The 15,503-nt window shown below is 56.7% G+C and carries 17 protein-coding genes; 3 read left to right on the top strand and 14 right to left on the bottom strand.

The window, feature by feature from the left end:
* The first annotated feature begins 21 nt into the window (after positions 1-21).
* Positions 22-1,266, top strand: a complete 1,245-nt coding sequence (locus tag DS906_RS08360) for a DUF3179 domain-containing (seleno)protein (RefSeq protein WP_113789742.1) — start codon at positions 22-24, stop codon at positions 1,264-1,266.
* 105 nt (positions 1,267-1,371) lie between these two features.
* Positions 1,372-2,067: an outer membrane protein gene (locus DS906_RS08355; protein ID WP_113790019.1), complete on the top strand. Its 696-nt coding sequence runs from the start codon at positions 1,372-1,374 to the stop codon at positions 2,065-2,067.
* 39 nt (positions 2,068-2,106) lie between these two features.
* On the opposite strand, the gene DS906_RS08350 is transcribed toward DS906_RS08355, so the two are convergent.
* The 13 genes from DS906_RS08350 to DS906_RS08290 form a co-directional block, all read right to left on the bottom strand.
* On the bottom strand, positions 2,107-2,832 hold the full coding sequence (locus DS906_RS08350; RefSeq protein ID WP_113789741.1) for an MbnP family protein: 726 nt from the start codon (positions 2,830-2,832) through the stop codon (positions 2,107-2,109).
* A complete protein-coding gene (locus DS906_RS08345; RefSeq protein ID WP_113789740.1) occupies positions 2,832-3,953 on the bottom strand; it encodes a cytochrome-c peroxidase in 1,122 nt (373 codons plus the stop codon). The genes DS906_RS08350 and DS906_RS08345 overlap by 1 nt, the downstream gene beginning before the upstream one ends.
* A 15-nt stretch (positions 3,954-3,968) precedes the next feature.
* On the bottom strand, positions 3,969-5,267 hold the full coding sequence (locus DS906_RS08340; protein ID WP_113789739.1) for a hypothetical protein: 1,299 nt from the start codon (positions 5,265-5,267) through the stop codon (positions 3,969-3,971).
* Between the two features lie 158 nt (positions 5,268-5,425).
* Positions 5,426-5,983: a sulfopyruvate decarboxylase subunit beta gene (comE, locus tag DS906_RS08335; protein WP_113789738.1), complete on the bottom strand. Its 558-nt coding sequence runs from the start codon at positions 5,981-5,983 to the stop codon at positions 5,426-5,428.
* Positions 5,980-6,486, bottom strand: coding sequence for a sulfopyruvate decarboxylase subunit alpha (comD, locus tag DS906_RS08330; RefSeq protein WP_113789737.1), 507 nt, complete (start codon positions 6,484-6,486; stop codon positions 5,980-5,982). The genes comE and comD overlap by 4 nt, the downstream gene beginning before the upstream one ends.
* A 48-nt stretch (positions 6,487-6,534) precedes the next feature.
* Positions 6,535-6,945: a universal stress protein gene (locus DS906_RS08325; RefSeq protein ID WP_113789736.1), complete on the bottom strand. Its 411-nt coding sequence runs from the start codon at positions 6,943-6,945 to the stop codon at positions 6,535-6,537.
* Positions 6,946-6,968: 23 nt separating this feature from the next.
* Positions 6,969-7,949, bottom strand: a complete 981-nt coding sequence (locus DS906_RS08320) for a zinc-binding dehydrogenase (protein ID WP_113789735.1) — start codon at positions 7,947-7,949, stop codon at positions 6,969-6,971.
* The gene (locus DS906_RS08315) at positions 7,946-8,707 is read right to left on the bottom strand and encodes an SDR family NAD(P)-dependent oxidoreductase (protein WP_113789734.1); all 762 of its coding nucleotides are present in this window, start codon (positions 8,705-8,707) and stop codon (positions 7,946-7,948) included. Before DS906_RS08315 ends, DS906_RS08320 begins: the two co-directional genes overlap by 4 nt.
* Positions 8,700-10,007, bottom strand: coding sequence for a histidinol dehydrogenase (hisD, locus tag DS906_RS08310; protein ID WP_113789733.1), 1,308 nt, complete (start codon positions 10,005-10,007; stop codon positions 8,700-8,702). The genes DS906_RS08315 and hisD overlap by 8 nt, the downstream gene beginning before the upstream one ends.
* Before the next feature lie 12 nt (positions 10,008-10,019).
* Positions 10,020-11,348 (bottom strand): TRAP transporter large permease, encoded by a 1,329-nt coding sequence (locus DS906_RS08305; RefSeq protein WP_113789732.1) that lies wholly within the window; start codon positions 11,346-11,348, stop codon positions 10,020-10,022.
* Between the two features lie 11 nt (positions 11,349-11,359).
* Positions 11,360-11,872, bottom strand: a complete 513-nt coding sequence (locus tag DS906_RS08300) for a TRAP transporter small permease (RefSeq protein WP_113789731.1) — start codon at positions 11,870-11,872, stop codon at positions 11,360-11,362.
* A 111-nt stretch (positions 11,873-11,983) separates the two neighbouring features.
* Positions 11,984-13,129 (bottom strand): TRAP transporter substrate-binding protein, encoded by a 1,146-nt coding sequence (locus DS906_RS08295; RefSeq protein ID WP_113789730.1) that lies wholly within the window; start codon positions 13,127-13,129, stop codon positions 11,984-11,986.
* Between the two features lie 24 nt (positions 13,130-13,153).
* Entirely contained in the window at positions 13,154-13,339 is a 186-nt protein-coding gene (locus tag DS906_RS08290; RefSeq protein ID WP_113789729.1) for a hypothetical protein, read from the bottom strand.
* A gap of 139 nt (positions 13,340-13,478) precedes the next feature.
* Here DS906_RS08290 and DS906_RS08285 point away from each other — a divergent pair, with 139 nt between their 5' ends.
* Complete coding sequence (locus tag DS906_RS08285; protein WP_113789728.1) at positions 13,479-14,504, top strand: LacI family DNA-binding transcriptional regulator; 1,026 nt, start codon at positions 13,479-13,481, stop codon at positions 14,502-14,504.
* On the opposite strand, the gene DS906_RS08280 is transcribed toward DS906_RS08285, so the two are convergent.
* Positions 14,501-15,472 (bottom strand): LysR family transcriptional regulator, encoded by a 972-nt coding sequence (locus tag DS906_RS08280; protein WP_113789727.1) that lies wholly within the window; start codon positions 15,470-15,472, stop codon positions 14,501-14,503. The two genes, DS906_RS08285 and DS906_RS08280, sit on opposite strands and share 4 nt — an antisense overlap.
* Between the last annotated feature and the right edge of the window lie 31 nt (positions 15,473-15,503).

Genomic DNA, 15,503 nt, shown 5'->3' with positions numbered 1-15,503 from the left:
ACCCGAAAATAGGATAACCATATGGCAGGAAACATCATTTTCGCTCTGGGTTTGGTCGTTTCACTGGGTGTCGGGTTCGTCTATTTCCGCGATCTTGGCGACATTTCGCAAATGGTGCTTAAGGTTAAACGCAAAAACATGATCCGGTTTATCCGGCACGAGTACCGCCTGATTGCTATAGGTTTGGGCGGATTTGCCGTCGCTACGCTTGCGCATTTCATTCTGGGTGGCGGCCCGTTCTGGTTGTGGCTGATCGCGGCGCTGCTGGTTCTTGTTCTGTATGGCTTTCCCTATGTGTGGGTCCATCTGGGGCTGAGGAACCAACTCAACACTGCGGCCTTCTTTCCTATTGCCGAGGCGCAAGAATTCATCGGCCCGACCGCGCCGGTCATCGTTATTGAAAACAATGGTCACGCCCGCGCGCATCCCGATGCGCAGATCATGCGGCCCCATTTGGCCGGCAATGCTGACGGGCTGGGTGGCGAAGATATCGTCATGACCTTTTGCGCGATGGCCAACCTTGGGCAAGGCTATGCCCCACGCATCGAAGGCAACCGGCTGGATCTTGAAGTGTTGGCCCAACATGGCAACAATCTGATCCTGCGAGACAACGAAACCGGGGAGCCCATCCAACAGATCTATGGGTTTCGCGAGGCAGATCGTGATACTGGCGCGGATGGGCCCGCCTGCCCTGTGCGCCCTGACGCAAAGATGCAGCCCTGGCCCACGTATCGGATGACGTTCCGCGGATTTCAAAAAGCGTTTCCCGATGGCGAGGTGTATCTGAACACGCCCTCGCCCAACCCATTCTTGCGGCTGCTGGACATGGCGACCGAGATAACCTTTGGTTGGGGGATCGCGCGCCAGCATCAGGAAGATGCGCCCGTCATGGACAACATGGACAGTTCGGACAACCGGCTACCGAATAAGTCCTATGTCTGGGGGATCACGATCGGCAACGACGCTGCCTGCTGGACCGATGATTTCGTGGTCGAGAATGACTGGATCGTAAACGCAAATGTCGGTGGGCGAGACGTGGTTGTCAGCCTGGACCCAAAATACGAAAGCCTTGGCGTTTGGTACAATGACAAAGGCCAGCCCATCACCCGCTGCGATTTCTGGGGGATGTCAGATCAAGGAAAACTGCAACGCGTCGAGACCCTGCGAGCGGGTGTTTTCTGGCATGTCTGGTCCGAGTTCTTTCCGGAAACCGATATCAACCGTGTCGGTGCGCGCGTACAACAGTCTGGCGAAGCCGCTGAATGAGTGAGCAATCAGATCAGATTGCCAAATTGGAACAAACGGAGGATCAAAATGGTCTTTAAGAGGGCAATAACAACCGCTGCGTGGGCCGTGGCGACCTGGATTCCAATGACAACTGCCGCTGTGGCGCAGCAGTCCGATTGGTCCTATGAGGCAACAATTTACCTGTTCATGCCTGAAACGGAGGTTACGCAGGAAACAGCCCGCGGCACCGTTGATGGAACGCTGAGTTTCTCTGACGCGCTAAAAAATCTCGATCTGGCCTTCATGGGCGTCTTTGGTGCATCGAACGGGCGCTGGTCACTATTGGCCGACTACAACTATGTGGACGTCTCTTTCAGCAACGACACGCCCGGTCCGGCAAGCTCTGGTCTTGAAACCTCTCTCACAACACAATTTTTCAGCGGCTATGTTGGGTACCGGGCTTATACTACAGATACTTCCTATGTGGACTTGGTCGGCGGTTTCCGCTGGTTTCGGACGCAGACCGATTTCACCGTCCTTCCCGGAGCAGCCCCGGGCCGGTCCGTCAGTGTTGATGAAAGCTGGACCGACCCGGTCATTGGCGTCCGAGCCCGCGTCGCGTTCAACGACAGGTGGTCCGGCACTGGCTTTTTTGACTATGGCGGCTTCAGCAGCGACAGCGAAACATGGCAGGTCTTGCTGACTGCCGACTATGAAATCAACGACAGGTGGGTGATCCGTGGCGGTTATCGCTATATCTCTTTCGATCACGAGATTGACGGCAACGATTTCACGTTTGACCAGTCCGGCCCGTTGATCGGCGCGACCTATCGGTTCTGAGGGGCTTTTTGAGCCCTTCAAACCTTGCACGATCCGAATTCACTTAAACGATGGGGTGATCATGGCCTCGTAATTGTCGGCCAGCATGGCGGCGTCTTCGCGGTTGAATTTGACCGATGAGAGCTTTTGCAGATCAATTTGCGAAGGCCCGTCAAACAGCTTTGCAACATCGACGTTCACGTGCAGGTCAACATTGCCATCAGAACCGATATCCGGTGGCAACTGGATATCGACCTCGCGCGCGTTTTCCGAAAACCCAACGTGGTAGACCAACGGCGAGACTTCTTCACCAATGCGCAGCGTTCCTTCCATCACGACGAATTTATAACCGACCTCCCAATTCCATGCCATTTGACTGTTGGGATCAAGATCCCCGCGCGCTTGGATCGAGCCATTGGCGTCCGGGTCGACCCCGATTAAAAACCGGACGTGATCAATGTTGCGCAGTGGAATGTCGTTCAGCCTGATCGAATGGGTTGTTTCCGGATTGTCGAACCGGAGCAGATGATAGCTGTCAGGCTCAGCAAACAGTGCCTCACCTTGCGAGAGGGTCAGGTTGCTGAGGTAGAGCCGAAAGTCACGAACCCTGAACGTGCCGGGCCCGCCGGGGTTTTCGTACAAGAACTCATCAAATACCAATGGATCGTCACCCATCTTCGCGTGAAAGGTCAAAGTGATCGACGTGGTGCGCTGAGGACTAGGAGCAAAGAACAACGCTCCGCCAATGACCAACAGTATCGCAAGCCCTGTCATCCAAATACGCATCAGCTGTCTCCTTCGAACGGGTTGGAAAACTGTGTGTTTGTCAGAAAATCCTCATCCGTCAGCGTGTGTAGGAACGCGATGATCGACTGCACCTCGTCGGGCGTCATACGCAGGCCCACAGTACCCTGCCCGGCCTCCGGAGCGTTGTCGGCCTCAAGGATCAAAGGGCTGAGTGTATCGCTGACGACAATCCCGTCATTGTAGTGATCCATGACCTCTTCTAACGTCTCGAACCGGCCATCATGCATGTAAGGCGCTGTTACTGCGATGTTGCGCAGTGTCGGCACTTTGAAGAAGCCCTTGTGCGCCGGATTGCCGGTCACGGCCATCAGGCCATCCGGCAGGTCGCCATCGGAGTCCAGCCCATTGTTTGAAAACCCATCCAATGCGTCTCGAAACCCGGATGTCAAAAACTGGCTGTGGCAGTCGATGCAGTTCCCACCACGCAACGAGACCTTGGTGTCCGGATGTGCCATGAACAGTTTGCGCCCGTGTTCTTCCTGCTCGCTCAATCGCGCTTTGCCACGCAGAAACCTGTCGTATTTTGAATCCGACGAAATCAGCATTCGCATGAAGGTCGACAACGCCCGGGTCACGTTTTCGGCGCTGATCTCTCCGTATGCCTTGCGGAACATCCGTCGATAGTCGCGGGATGCCTGCAATTCCGTGACAAGCTCTCCTAGGTCCTGATCCATCTCGTCCGGGTGTTGAATCGGCATCAAAGCCTGCGCTTCCAACGACGTTGCGCGACCGTCCCAGAAGAACCGCTCTTGGCCCCAAAGAAGGTTGGTCAAACTCATGGAACTGAACTCCAGCTCTCCGCCCGGCAATGCGGGTGACTTTGCCAGACCATCGGTGAAGGCAAGGGCCTGCACATGGCATGTCGCGCAGGACACCTGATTGTTGCCGGACAGGATCGGGTCGTAGAACAGGTGCCGCCCAAGGGCAAAGGCCTCTTCCGTCAGCGGGTTGTCCGGGGGCACTGCAAAGCGCCCGAAAACAAATGGTGCCGAAAAACCAGCGATCGGCGTTGCCGTCGGCCCACGCACGCGATCCCAGATGACCCACGTCGTCGCCGCGATCACCCCGGCGACGGCTGCTGTCAAAAACACCCGAAGCATAACGCCCCCAGAGCATTAGTGGTGGTGCACAAAACCCGAACCGAACAGCCCTTCAACGTTGTCCACGCCTTTGTTGTAGCGCTCCTTGAAATTGACCTCGGCGATACGTTCGCCGGTCTCAAGATCATGGATCGTTATCGTGTGTGCGCTCAGGTCGGCAATAAAATCCACATCCGTTGGGTCGTCATCAGCCGCGTTGCCCAGATTGAGCAAGTTATTCTGAACGGCGATCAGGTTCCGGCCCGAAGCGGACGTGAAAAAGATCATGTGATGTGCCCCCGGATCTGCAACGATGTCCGGCCCGCTGGACACAAGCTCTGGCAGAGCTGCCAATTCATAGCGCTTCACGACACCCGGCAATCCATGAGAGATGAACAGTTCATCTTCAGTCCCATAGAATTCCAGCGGAACGGCGGTTTCATTGGCCACGCCGCTATAAATGACTTCGGCTTCACCAAAGGTTTTGGAACCGGTGTCATAGGGGATTTTCCAGGTCTCGAACCCGAACATCGTGTTGGCCAGAATGGCCGGTTCAATGTCAGCATGCATGTCAGGCCGTGCGAACAGCACCTCGACTGGTGAAGACGGAAAGTCCAATGGCTTTTCATTCTCGACCACAATGTTCTGGATCGGTTCAAGCGTGTTGAGGTCTATTATCGTCAGCACATTACCCACCCCAGTCGCCATATCGGGATGTATCGTCGAGGTGACCACCATGCGGTCGTCAAACGCAGATATCCCGTGTGGATACATGATGTACGGCTCACCCTCGCCGACTTGGCTTTTGCGTGCTTCGATAATTTTGACTACCTCGTTGGTCTGAGTGTCGAAAACACCCACTGAGCCACCGTCATCACCCCCAGTGCCACCCATGAAGGTCACGAACATATACTCCTGCCCGTTCGACGTGGCCCACATGATGTCCTCGCCAACGATCTGCCCTTGGGTATCCAGACAGGTAAAGCCCTCAATCACCGGCGTTCCGCTGGAATCGCGGGACAGTCCAATTTCAGCCAGGCTGCAGGATGGGTCCAACCCAGTCGAATACAGGCGCCCGTTCGGGCTGTAGTAGAGGTGATGCAACGGATGCTGAATATCCGGCTGCTCAACTTCACTGAGAAGCTCTCCGAACTGGTCAGATTCCGGGTCCAGTTCGACAATCGCGATGCTGTGTTTTGTATCCAACGTTGGCAAACCGCGCAGCAGAACCATGCCCTGACTTTCCTCGCGGGTCTGAGACTGCGCCGGTGTTAAGCCAACCATCAACAGCCCCGCACCAATAAGCACGCTTTGCGCAAACACTTTGACTTTCATAGTTTCCCCCCTTGCGATGAAACTTCTAAAAATGTGTTTGAAATTCACCTTACGTAGCGTCATATCACATTCGAGAAACTGCATCAAACTTGGGTACGGCCGAAAAAACGCCGCCCCGAACGGGACGGCGTAAGCTGAAGACCTACAGGTTGACTTCTTTAGGACGCTTGGACGGCCTTCATAAAGCGGTCGCGGATCACAACCGGGTCCATCGTGATTACCGGCATCTTGGCATTTCCGCTTTCGCACTTGCTGACGATGATTGTCATTTTTCCGCTGTCGAGCGCTGCCTGCAATGCGGCCCCGGTGTCCTCGGCCTGGCACTCGACAACATTCTCGCAACCACAGGCCTGCGCCACGGCTGCCAGCGATGTCTTCTTGCCCGCGTAAGTCGGCTGATCCCCGGTCGACCCATAAGATCCGTTGTCGACAATCAGCAAGATGTAGTTGTCAGCCACGTTGTTGGCGATGGTCGGCAAGGTGCCGAGGTTGGTCAGGATGGATCCGTCGCCGTCGATTACGATGACCGGCTTTGGCTGCGACAAGGCCAGACCCAGGCCGATGCTTGAGGCCAGCCCCATGGTGCCCAACATGTAAAAGTTGGTCGGCTGGTCGTCGATGGCGTGCAACTCCTGGCTGGGAATGCCAATGTTACAGACAACCAGTTGATCCCGCAGGATCGGCGCGATTTCTTTCAGGATTTCAGAACGGATCATTGGTCGCCATAGCCTCCCCAGAAATTGGCGTCGGTCAGAATGGCGACCGGCTTGTTGCACATGAAGGTGTATTTCAGGATCGCATCCAGCTCCTCGACATCTGCCTGATGATGGAAGTGGTAGGTTGGGATGTTCATCTGGGCCAGAAGCGCCTTGGTATGCACCGCCATCTCGACCTGGCAGGCGACGGGTTCGCGCAACTCTCCGCGATATGAGATCAACATGGGCAATGGCATACGGTAGTATTGGATCAACGTTGCCAACGTGTTGACTGTTACGCCGATGGCCGTGTTCTGCATGATGATCGCGGGGCGTTTACCGCCCATCCAGGCACCGGCGCAAAGGCCCATGCCTTCATCCTCTTTGTTCGACGGGATGTGATAGATGTCTTCACGCGCGTCGATTTCGTCGATAACGCCTGCCAATTGCTTGCACGGAACCGTGGTGACGAATGAGATGTCGTTGGCCACCAGATCGTCGGTGATCTTTTTGTCTATGTTCATGTCCGATATGTTCGTCCTGTATGGGGCGCAATTAGCGCGATTGACGGGTTACAGCCCGCGGTGCACATGCACAGCGCAAGGCGCATGACGGACGACACGCGAGGCGGTCGATCCCAGAAAATAGTCGCTGACGCCCGGTTCGTGCGAACCGATGACGATGCAGTCAAATTTGTTTTGTGTCGCAAAGTCGATCACCGTGCGGGCCGTGTGACCTTTGACAATCTCGGCCTGTACGCCCTCAAGCCCCGAAACTTTTTCCCGCAACAAGGTGCGTGCCGCGCGAAAGCCTTCGGCGACGACATCCTTGTCGAGATAGGCACTGACAGAGCCCTGAGGCATCTCGTAGACATGCAGGGCCACGATCTCGGCCCCTTCAACCGACAGGGCCTTGGCGATTTCCAAAGTGTGCGGCGAAATCCCATGATCCAACGCCATTGGGACGAGAATTTTTTTATACATGAATACCTCCGTTTCTGCCTGGACTAGACCCAGGGTGCGAGGATGATCTTAGGTGCGGCCACGGCACCTTTCCGCAAATCGCGAAAGGCGTCGGCAGCGTCAGACAAGGCCCGTTCCTCTATCCAGTTCAACGAGCCCAGACGGCCGTCAAATATCGCCTGCGCGGTTTTTCTGAAATCCTCGGCAGTATAAGTATAGGTGCCGATAAACGTGATCTCCTGCAAGGTCATACGACGTATATCCAAACCGCCAGCATCCTCACCCAACCCAACATGCACGATAACGCCGCCCGGCTGAACGTGATGGGAAGCGGCAGCACGGGTTGTAGAATACCCCACTGCGTCAACAACCAGTGAGAACGTATCATCCGTGGCTTCGACCACATTGAAAGAGCCCAAGCTCTGTAAATAGACGCGCCGCATATCGTTCGGTTCGATGATGACAATATCGTCAACGCCGGCCGCCGCCAGTGCCAAAGCTGCAGCCACACCAATCGCGCCGCCGCCAATCACCAACGCTTCACGCGCCATTCCATGATGCAGCGCCTCAAGGCCCAAACGAACCGCGTGCCAGCTAACCGCCAATGGCTCAGCCAGGGCGGCCTGCTGAAATGATACGTGGTCCGGCACCTTAACCAGATTTGCATCTGGCATGGCCACATATTGGGCAAAAGCCCCTTCACGCGGTGGCATCGAGATGATCTGCCGGCTGGGGCACAGGTTTTCCCGACCTGCCTCACACGCTGGGCAAACACCGCAGTTGACCAAGGGATTGATCGTTACGCGGGTACCGTCGCGTGGGCCTCCTACAATCGTCCCTGCGGCCTCGTGGCCCAGAATAAGTGGTGCAGGTCGGCGCGCGTCGTGACCCAAATAGGCGTGCATGTCCGAGCCGCAAATCCCTACGGCCTCGACCCGGATCAGTTGCTCACCTATGTCGGGCGCGGCATCTGGCACGTCCTCATAAGTCAAATACTCAACACCCTGATAAACAAGCGCTTTCATTTCGATGTAAACCCTCCGTCGACCATCAAAACTTGTCCTGTGACGTAGTCGGACGCCCGTGAGCACAAAAACAGGATCGGCCCATCGATATCCTCCATCTGCCCGTTTCGGTTCATGCAGGTTTGCGCCGCGTTACGGGTTGCCCGGTCGGGGTCATCGAACACAGCCTGCGTCAGCTCGGTCGGGAAAAAACCCGGCCCGATGGCGTTTGCAGTGATGCCGTCGGCGGACCAAGCCTCGGCCATGGCTCGCGTCAGTTGTCCTACCCCAGCCTTGCTGGCTCCGTATGCAATACCGCCCGGAAAAGCGCGCGTCGTCTGAAGCGAGGCGAAATTCACGATCCGCCCCCATCCGCGAGCTTTCATTGCAGGAACCAATGCCTGGCTTAGGAAGAACGGGGCGCTCAGATTCAGTTCAAGCGTCTTGTCCCAACCTTCGGCGGTCACGTCATCGGCCACTTCGCGCGTGTTGATGCCCGCCGCATGCACAATGATGTCCGGCGCGCCAAAACTGGCTGAGACCTCCTCGGCGAGCGAAGCCACCCGCGACCGATCGGCCACGTCGGCAACAACTGTGGCCACGCTGCTGCCCCCTTCAGCTTGCAACTCTGCCAATGCTTCCGGTCGACGGGCGACGCCAACGACGCACGCACCCGCTGAGGCCAACACAAGCGCTGTACGACGCCCAAGGCCCGCGCTTGCGCCGGTCACGCAAGCGACACGCCCTGTCAGATCGAACAACGCGCGTGGATCATTCATCGGCGGTCAGGTTGAACTGTTCGTCAGGGAAATATTTGGCAAGACGCACGTCGGCAGCCCGCGCATGCCCTTCCATGCCTTCCAGCCGGGAAATACGAGCGGTCGCCTCGGCAATGGATTTCGAACCTTCGCGTGTAGCGCGCTGCCATGTGACGATCTTCATGTACTTGTGAACGCTCAAGCCGCCGGTATAGCTGGCCGCGCCGGATGTCGGCAGCACGTGGTTCGTACCGGTCGCCTTGTCACCGTAGGACACTGTGGTTTCTTCACCCAGAAACAGCGATCCATAGCAGGTCAGCCGACCCAGCCACCAATCCAGGTCCTCGGCCTGAACGGTCAGGTGTTCGGGCGCATAATCGTCCGAACAGGCCGCCATTTCTTCACGATCTGAACAGACGATGACCTCGGCATAGTCGCGCCATGCAGCAAAGGCGTTTTCCCGGTTGAGTTCAGGCAGATCCTCGATCAGCTCTGGCACCAACTCCATGACTTTTTGAGCAAGCGCGCGGTCATCGGTCACCAGCCAAACCGGAGAGTTGTAGCCGTGTTCCGCCTGGCTCACCAAATCGGTGGCCACCACATGCGCATCTGCCAAACCGTCCGCAAGGATCAGGCTGTCCGTCGGACCGGCGATCATGTCGATGCCAACTTTGCCATAAAGAATGCGCTTGGCCTCGGCTACAAACTGGTTGCCCGGGCCCACAAGAATATTGGCGCTCGGCAGGCCGAACAAACCATAGGTCATGGCGGCCACGCCCTGAACGCCGCCCATGGCCAGAATGCTGTCCGCACCGCAGATATGCGCCGCATAGACAATCGCAGGCGCCACGCCTTCGCCCGGACGTGGCGGCGAACAGGCTGTGATGTGGCGACACCCGGCAACCTTGGCCGTAGTGACCGTCATGATCGCACTGGCAATATGGCTATAGCGCCCGCCGGGTACGTAACAGCCCGCAGCATCAACCGGGATGGCCTTTTGGCCAGCGACAAAGCCCGGGACAATTTCCATCTCAACGTCAGACACCGTGGCTTTCTGCGTCTCGGCGAACCGACGAACGTTGTCGTGGGCAAAGCGAATATCCGCCTTGAGCCTTTCAGAAACCAGCGCGCAGGAGGCCTCAATCTCGTCGGCGGTCATCAACACGTTGCCGTCAAACTTGTCGAACTTAACCGCATATTCCAGCGCTTTGGCGTCCCCGCCAGCCTCAATGTCGGCAAGGATTGTCTTCACTGTATCATGCACTTCCGAGGCATGAGATTGAGCCGTGAGGGTCGCCTTTTTCAGATAGTCACGAGGCATATTCAGTAGGTCCTATTGGTAGATTTCAGGAAGCAGTGTGGTCGAAACCGCCGGAACGTAAGCAATCAGAAGAACCACGATCAGCATCGTTAGTACGAATGGAATAGCGCGGGCCGCAATCTTCAAAATGGATTCACCCGTAATGCCAGATACGACGAACAGGTTCAGGCCAAGCGGCGGTGTGATGAAACCGACGCCCAGCGCGGTAATCATCATAATGCAGAACTGGATTTCGTTCATCCCGATGTTATCGGCCAACGGTTTAAGGATCGGGGCGAGTATCACGATGTTGGGGGTCGTTTCCATAACGCAGCCGGCGGCAATCAGGATACCGATCATCAGCAGGATCAGCAGGTACGGATCGTCGGTCAGCGAAGTGATCGAGGCGACGAACCCCTGCGGCACGCCCATGATCGCCAGCGCCTCAGCCAGGGGGGCCGAAAAGGCAATGATCGGCAGGATCACGCCGTTCACTTTGGCTGAACTGACCAGCATCGACGGAAAGTCGGCCAGTGTCAGGGTGCGCATTATGAACCCCATGATAATGGTGACAACCACGGCGGTGGCACCCGCCTCGGTCGGGGTCAGGCGGCCCGAGAAGATGCCATAGAAGATAATTCCGGGCACGATAAACGCGTACCAGCCGGACTTCAGCGCTTTACCCAAATTGGCCAGCCACTCGCCCATGGTCATCAAGCCGCCACCCTCATAGGCGTAAAGACGGTTCATGATGATGTTGGTGACCAGGATCGACACCAGAATAGCCAGACCGGGAATCAGGGCGGCCAGGAACAGGGTCGACGCAGAAATCCCCAGCACCAGACCGATGATGATGTAGGCAATTGACGGTGGGATCAGGATGCCGGTACAGGCCCCGGCCGCGACCAAGGCGCAGGCGTAGGGGCGCGGATACCCGCTTTCGACCAACCGGTTGATGGTCATGCGACCGACAGCGGCCGCACCTGCTGCATCCGAACCCGAAATGGCGGCGAACATGCCGCAAACCAGAACGGTGGCCGAGCCGAACCCGCCCTTGGCGAAGCAAGTCAACGCCTCAGCCACATCCAGGAATTTACGCGACAATCCGGTGCGGACCAGCACGTCACCCGTCAGGATAAACAGCGGCACGGCAGTCAGGGCAAAGGCGTCGATTCCGGTGAACAGGCTCTCGCCCACCAGGCTCAGCGGTAGATCGCCCGACATGACCAACATCACGATGGCAGCAGAACCAATCGCTGCCCACACCGGAACAGCCATAGCGATCAGAACAACGAACAGAATGACGGGCAGGTAGAAATCCCAACCCAGTTCTACGGTTTGATTGAGAGTGTTCCAGAGCATCTCAGATCCCCTCAGTCAAACAGCTTGTCACCTTCGAAGACGGGCGTGCCGTCGCGAAGGGATTTGATATCACGCATAAACGATTGGATCAGGCGCCAGATCATCAGCGCAAAGCCGGTCGGCACCGCCATCAGGAACCAGACTTTGGACACCCGGAGGCCATCAGTCACTGACCCGAACTTGGCCGAGACGTGAACCGCCTCGTATGACCAGTAAAGCGCGATCACAGCGACGGCGAACATCACAAGATCGCCAAAGATGTACAGCAGGGCTTTGGGACGCGGCCCGAGGTAATGCATTACGACATCAATCCGGATATGCGCCCGCTCTTTGACCGCCGCCGCAGCACCGATCCAGGCCAGATAGATGAAGGAATACCGGACGATTTCTTCCCCCCAGATCGAGGAATAAGCGAAGATCTCACGCCGCAGAACCTCGATGGCCATGGTGATGACAAGCATCACGTAGAACACCAGCAGCAGCCAACGCTCGGCGTTGCAATCAATATTTCGGAGTAAGGTCATCGTGTTCCCTCGGCGACAGAACAGTCAGGCGCGGCCTTCTGTTTTGGACCCTTTCAGGCCTGACTGCTGTTGAGTGATTGCGGACGCCAAAAAGACGCCCGCCGAATTAGGTCATGCGTCGTGGACGTAGTATTTGCCCTGCGTCCCGGCCGCCTCGACCAGTTTCTCAAAGGCGTCCATCGACCCGGCCAACTCTGTCTTGAACGGATCCCAATCGGCGTTTTGATAGCCGCCAACGCTTTCCCACTCGGCCAGTTGATCCGCGTTGAGCGAGTGGAACTCCACACCGGCCTTGTTCAGCTCGGCCATGGCAAAGGCACGGGCCGAAGGAACTTTGGAAAGGTTCTGATGGCTGGTCATTTCCGAACCCCACATGATGCCTTCCTGAACGTCCGGCGGCATCGAATTGAACCATTCGAGGTTACACGAATAGACCTGACTGTCCGGAACGGCCTGCGTAAAGGTCACGTGGCTGAGAATGTCCTTGAAGCCAAACACATACAGCGCTCCGACCGACGGATCGAGCGCATCCGCAACACCCTGCTTGATCGCCGACGGGGTCTCACCCCAAGCAACAGGCGTCGGGTTTGCACCGACCATGCGGTAGTACTGCTGCAGCATCTTCGAGCCGGGTACGCGGAACTTCACACCGCTCATGTCACCCGGCGTGATAATTGCATTACCGCCCTGACGCACGGCAACGACGCGAGGGTCGATCACCACATAGAACAGGGCCTTGAAGCCAGCGGCCTCGACTTTGGGGTGAACTTCGCTCTGCCACGTGTCCGAATGCACAAGGTTGGTGAACCGCTGGTTCGAACCGCACAGATACGGCATGTTGATAAGGTCTACGGTCGACGCGAACGGGGCGAAGTTGGACAGCGAATGCTGCGCCGCCTGAATGGTTCCGCCCTGCACTTTCTGCACCAAGGCACCACCGGCACCCAGCTGGCCGCCGGGCGCAAGTTTGACGTACACCTTGCCGTTCGTCGCGTTCTGGATGTTTTCTTTCAGATCAAGCTGCATGATCGGATAGCTGCGTGACGCGCCCAGTACATATGCGGTGGCGACCGTCATGACGTGGTCCGCTGCCTTTTCACGCTCACTTTCTTCTTTGGCTGTCTGCGCCACTGCCTCGGACGACCAAAGGACGCCGCCTGCACCTGCGACCAGCGCTGCAGTGAATGACCCACTGGCGCTCAGCTTTAGGAAATTACGGCGTTCGACGGACGCCAGTTCATTTCTGTCGTTTTTCATTTAGTGCCCTCCCAAGCAAAAAATTCAGCCACCCTTTTTTGCGTCACGGACAGCTTCCCTTTTTAGAATTGCGACAACGAACAGGATCGACGCCGCGAACAGAACCAACATCTCTCCAACGTCACCAAGAAAGGCGCTGTTTGCAAAAGCCCCCAGCGCCACGTTCGCAAAATAGATGGCAAACACGAGTGCGGACGCAGCAAGAAACATCTCTTGGACTCCCTTTTCAGATTCGGCTCAACGCCATTTGTAAGCGCTTACATTCAAAATGCAAGCGCTTACATATCCACTTCCCTCTGGCGGCAGTTGAGTTTAGAGTTATTGGCAAAAGCAAATTGTGAGTTTGGAAATGGAGAAACCTCGGTCGGCGCCGACACTGGATGATGTGGCAAAAATGGCCGACGTTTCGACGGCTACAGTGTCGCGTTGCCTCAACAGCCCGGACCGAGTGGTCGAAGCGACCCGCAAACGCGTCCTTTCCGCAGTTGATGCGCTGGGGTACACGCCAAACTTTGCGGCGCGCGTCATGGCCGCCAAACGGTCGTTCACCATTGGGGCGATCATACCGACCATGGAAAACGCGATCTTCGCGCGTGGGCTTCAATCCTTTCAGGAAGAGCTGCACCAGCGCGGTTATACGCTGCTGGTCTCAAGTTCAGCTTACAAACCTGAAATCGAAGAAGAGCAAATCCGGACCCTGATTGCACGAGGAGCCGACGGGCTGCTGCTGATCGGACATGACCGCGATCCCAAAATCTACGACTTTCTGAGCCAGCGGAAAATTCCCGCATTGGTCGCATGGTCCTATTTGCCAGACTCCAAGTTGCCTTCCATCGGATTTGACAATCGCGCGGCCATGTTCGACCTCGCCAGCCATGTTATTGAATTGGGGCATACACAAATTGGCGTCATCTCGGGTCTCGTCGACGGGAATGATCGCGCACGGCTCAGGGTTCAGGGCATCCGGGATGCGGTATCTGGTAGCGGGCTTGAAGCCAGCAATCTGACTCTTGTCGAAACATCCTATGAGATCGAAAACGGTGCCAAAGCCTTCCGCGACCTGATGAACGCTGACCCGCCGCCGACTGCAATCTTGTGTGGGAACGATGTGTTGGCCGCCGGTGCCTTGCGACAGGCCCAAGAGATGGGGTTGGATGTGCCCGGCGATGTATCGATCACGGGCTTCGACGATATCGAACTGGCCCGGATCGTTTCCCCGGCCCTGACGACTGTGCATGTGCCACATCGTGAAATGGGGCGCAAAGCGGCCCTGCAGCTGGTTGAGATGGTCGAAAACCAAACCACCGGGACTGGCGAACAACTGGCGACGAGAATTGTAAATCGACCGTCGCTTGGCAAGCCCGCGTCGGGCTAAGCCGCTTCGCCCTCCATCGTGCGGAAGTCGTCTTTCAACCAAGGATGCTTGGCGCACATTGGGCGCGTAAAATGTTGCCGGATCAGTTTCACCATAACTTTCTGGATCAATTCCGAGGTCGTCACGGGATACACTTCGGTCGTGAACAGCGACACGGTTCGCACGAAATTTCTGCCGGGAAACGGCATGGCTTTGACACTGTTATGGAACCGCTGGGTCCGATGAAAACAGGCGGCCGTTGTGATCGCCCAACCGCTACCCTGGGCCACCAAACCGATGATCGACTGGTTGCATTCCAGTTCGAACCTGTTCGGCAAGCTGAACTTGCTACGCGCCAGCTGGATCTCGATTTGCTTCCCGATCACATAGTCCCGAGAATATCGCAACAGGGGTAGATCCGCGTCCGGGTGAAACAACTCTTCGGGCGACCCTTCAAAACTGTTGGGAAGCACGACCAAAAACGGGTCGCGCATCAACGGATATTCGATCAATCCTTCGGTTCGTCCCGGTGGTCGGGTGGCAACGCCCACATCCAGTTTGTGTTCCTGTAGCTTGGAGAGGATTTCGTGGCTGGGGCGCGTATAATGACGAAAATTGCAGCGCGGCAATGCCTGCGCCAGAAACCGGACCATATCCGGCGCGATCTGGTTGTCGAAATCGTCAATAAGCGCCAATCGCAAGTCGGTCGCGTGTTGCCAGTTGCCCGTTCGGATTTCGGCCTCGCCCCGCTTTAGAACAGTCAAACCGTCGCGGACGTACCGCGCAAAGACCTCGCCCGCGGGTGTCAGGCCCATGGGTCTGCGCCCATGATCGACCAACTCGATACCAAGCGTGTTCTCCAAGCTGCGCAGGTGGTTCGAGACCGTGCTGATCGACAGACCCGTTTCGGACGCGACCTGTTGGATCGATCCGGATTTGGCTATCAATTGGAAGATTTCCAACCATCTCAGGCTCAGCGATTTGGACATGGGTGCCAATCATTGTTTCGATTTGCTCAAA

Origin of the sequence: Ruegeria sp. A3M17 (genome assembly GCF_003318255.1) — a bacterium.
Taxonomy (GTDB): Bacteria; Pseudomonadota; Alphaproteobacteria; order Rhodobacterales; family Rhodobacteraceae; genus Ruegeria.
Note: the sequence above shows the minus strand (reverse complement) of the source record. Positions and strands in the feature narration are given on the sequence as shown.

Bases quoted from the DNA above. Each gene is read 5' to 3' on its own strand.
- hisD (WP_113789733.1), bottom strand. From the start codon at position 10,007: ATGCCTCGTGACTATCTGAAAAAGGCGACCCTCACGGCTCAATCTCAT.
- comE (WP_113789738.1), bottom strand. From the start codon at position 5,983: ATGATCCGTTCTGAAATCCTGAAAGAAATCGCGCCGATCCTGCGGGAT.
- DS906_RS08290 (WP_113789729.1), bottom strand. From the start codon at position 13,339: ATGTTTCTTGCTGCGTCCGCACTCGTGTTTGCCATCTATTTTGCGAAC.
- DS906_RS08280 (WP_113789727.1), bottom strand. From the start codon at position 15,472: ATGTCCAAATCGCTGAGCCTGAGATGGTTGGAAATCTTCCAATTGATA.
- DS906_RS08295 (WP_113789730.1), bottom strand. From the start codon at position 13,129: ATGAAAAACGACAGAAATGAACTGGCGTCCGTCGAACGCCGTAATTTC.
- DS906_RS08325 (WP_113789736.1), bottom strand. From the start codon at position 6,945: ATGTATAAAAAAATTCTCGTCCCAATGGCGTTGGATCATGGGATTTCG.
- comD (WP_113789737.1), bottom strand. From the start codon at position 6,486: ATGAACATAGACAAAAAGATCACCGACGATCTGGTGGCCAACGACATC.
- DS906_RS08345 (WP_113789740.1), bottom strand. From the start codon at position 3,953: ATGCTTCGGGTGTTTTTGACAGCAGCCGTCGCCGGGGTGATCGCGGCG.
- DS906_RS08340 (WP_113789739.1), bottom strand. From the start codon at position 5,267: ATGAAAGTCAAAGTGTTTGCGCAAAGCGTGCTTATTGGTGCGGGGCTG.
- DS906_RS08355 (WP_113790019.1), top strand. From the start codon at position 1,372: ATGACAACTGCCGCTGTGGCGCAGCAGTCCGATTGGTCCTATGAGGCA.
- DS906_RS08360 (WP_113789742.1), top strand. From the start codon at position 22: ATGGCAGGAAACATCATTTTCGCTCTGGGTTTGGTCGTTTCACTGGGT.
- DS906_RS08305 (WP_113789732.1), bottom strand. From the start codon at position 11,348: ATGCTCTGGAACACTCTCAATCAAACCGTAGAACTGGGTTGGGATTTC.
- DS906_RS08315 (WP_113789734.1), bottom strand. From the start codon at position 8,707: ATGAATGATCCACGCGCGTTGTTCGATCTGACAGGGCGTGTCGCTTGC.
- DS906_RS08300 (WP_113789731.1), bottom strand. From the start codon at position 11,872: ATGACCTTACTCCGAAATATTGATTGCAACGCCGAGCGTTGGCTGCTG.
- DS906_RS08285 (WP_113789728.1), top strand. From the start codon at position 13,479: ATGGAGAAACCTCGGTCGGCGCCGACACTGGATGATGTGGCAAAAATG.
- DS906_RS08320 (WP_113789735.1), bottom strand. From the start codon at position 7,949: ATGAAAGCGCTTGTTTATCAGGGTGTTGAGTATTTGACTTATGAGGAC.
- DS906_RS08350 (WP_113789741.1), bottom strand. From the start codon at position 2,832: ATGCGTATTTGGATGACAGGGCTTGCGATACTGTTGGTCATTGGCGGA.